The 2,011-nt window shown below is 61.8% G+C and carries 1 protein-coding gene and 1 pseudogene; one reads left to right on the top strand and one right to left on the bottom strand.

Annotated features, from left to right (window positions below):
• Nucleotides 1-3: 3 nt before the first annotated feature.
• Nucleotides 4-761 (bottom strand): annotated as a pseudogene (locus U1700_RS14320) (IS5 family transposase).
• A gap of 138 nt (nt 762-899) precedes the next feature.
• Between U1700_RS14320 and U1700_RS14315 the strand changes: the two are divergent.
• Complete coding sequence (locus tag U1700_RS14315; protein ID WP_332753368.1) at nt 900-1,850, top strand: IS481 family transposase; 951 nt, start codon at nt 900-902, stop codon at nt 1,848-1,850.
• Nucleotides 1,851-2,011 lie beyond the last annotated feature (161 nt).

The following is a 2,011-nucleotide window of genomic DNA, read 5'->3' as shown; positions in this document are numbered from 1 at the left end:
CATTCAGCGTAACCATATCATGGCGGCGGCGAGATGTACGAAGCCGGTGAAGTGAGCAGTTCGGGGGTCGTAGCGGGTGGCGAAGCGTCGGAAGTGCTTGAGGCGTCCGAAGCATCGCTCGATCTGATTGCGATGCTTGTAGATGTCTTCGTCGTGCGGGATGGCGACCTTGCGGTTGCGTTTTGACGGGATGACAGCCGTGGCGTTCATGCCTGCGATCCGGTCGCGCAAGTCGTTGCCGTCATAGGCTTTGTCGGCCAGCACCCCCCCGGCCTGCTGGCCTTCGAGCAGATCGGATGCGGAGGCGATGTCGCTGGCTTGCCCTGGCGTGATGCGGAAGCGTAAGGGCCGACCGAACGTGTCGGCGAGCATGTGGATCTTGGTCGTCAGTCCACCTCGGGAACGCCCCAGCGCCTGATCCTCGTCCCCCCTTTTCCGGTCGCAGCCTGTTGGTGTGCTCGAACGATGGTGCTGTCGATCATCAGATACTGGTTGTCCCGGTCGGCCGTCAGCGCCTCGAACACGCGCTCCCAGACGCCGCCATGGCACCAGCGGCTGAAGCGCCGGTGCACCGTCTTCCACTTGCCGTAGCGCTCCGGCAGGTCGCACCAGTGTGCGCCTGAGCGCAGCACCCACAAACATCCATTCACGAACAAGCGGTTGTCCGAACCCGTTCGGCCGGGATCAGTCGTCTTGCCCGGAACCAGCGAGGCAATCCGGGACCATTGCGCCTCGCTCAACTCGTAACGCTTGATCCCCATCGCTCCCTCCGCGCTTTGACACGGAGGCCTATGAATCAGCCTGCAGCGGCTTTGGGAAGCCTGAATGTCGATCCGGCCTAGGTGTTTGATCTCGGCATTTGATGGTGCATCATCGGCGCAAGCCTGGAAGGAAGCCTTATGGGACAGGTTTTACACGGGAGCGCCCGCACGACAGAGGCAGTCCGTCGAGCGATACAGCATAGTCAAGAGAGCCTGAGGGTTCTGGCGAAGCGCCACGGGATCAACCAAAAAACCGTGGCGAAGTGGAAGAAGCGCACAGCGGTCAAGGATCTGCCGACCGGACCGAAGAATCCGCACTCCACGGTACTGACCATCGAGGAGGAGGCTGTCATCGTGGCCTTCCGCCGGCATACGTTACTGCCGCTGGATGACTGCCTCTACGCGCTTCAGGCGACGATCCCACACCTGACGCGCTCGTCGTTGCATCGCTGTCTACAGCGTCACGGGATCAGCCGCCTGCCCGAGGTCACCGGCGACAAGGCTCCGAAACGCAAGTTCAAGACGTACCCGATCGGCTACTTCCACATCGACATTGCCGAGGTTCAGACTGCCGAAGGCAAACTACGACTGTTCGTTGCAATCGACCGGACCAGCAAGTTCGCGTTCGTCGAATTGCATCAGGAAGGCGGCAAGATGATCGCGGCGCAGTTCCTGCGCAATCTGGTCGCGGCCGTGCCCTATCGTATCCACATCGTGCTGACAGATAACGGCATCCAGTTCACCAACCACGCTCATCACAAATATGCCTTCCACCACATCTTCGACCGCGTGTGCGAGGAGAACGGCATCGAGCACCGGCTGACCAAGGTAAAACATCCGTGGACCAACGGGCAGGTGGAACGGATGAACCGAACCATCAAGGACGCGACCGTCAAGCGCTATCACTACGACAGCCACGACCAGCTACGGCAACATCTCGGCGACTTCGTCGCCGCCTACAACTTCGGCCGCAGACTCAAGACCCTCAAGGGCCTCACACCCTACGAAGCCATCTGCAAGGTATGGCAGAACGAGCCCGCTCGGTTTATATCAAATCCGCACCATCAAATGCCGGGATCAAACACCTAGAGCAAGATGACATGAGATGAACTCACCCCTCCCCTTCAGGGGAGGGGCCGGGGGTGGGGCGCCTCCGCAAGCGTGCAGCCCGTGGCGAGGGCCCCCCCCCACCCCCCCCCCGCCGGGGGGGGGGGCGGGGTGGGTGGTCGCCCCGGCGGCCAGGTGTAGGG

Origin of the sequence: Sphingomonas sp. RB1R13 (assembly GCF_036663775.1) — a bacterium.
GTDB lineage: Bacteria > Pseudomonadota > Alphaproteobacteria > Sphingomonadales > Sphingomonadaceae > Sphingomicrobium.
The sequence above is the reverse complement of the archived record's forward strand: the minus strand, read 5'-3'. Positions and strand labels throughout refer to the sequence as shown.

What these genes read in the sequence shown, in the direction of transcription:
- U1700_RS14315 (WP_332753368.1), top strand. Translation starts at nt 900, where the DNA reads ATGGGACAGGTTTTACACGGGAGCGCCCGCACGACAGAGGCAGTCCGT.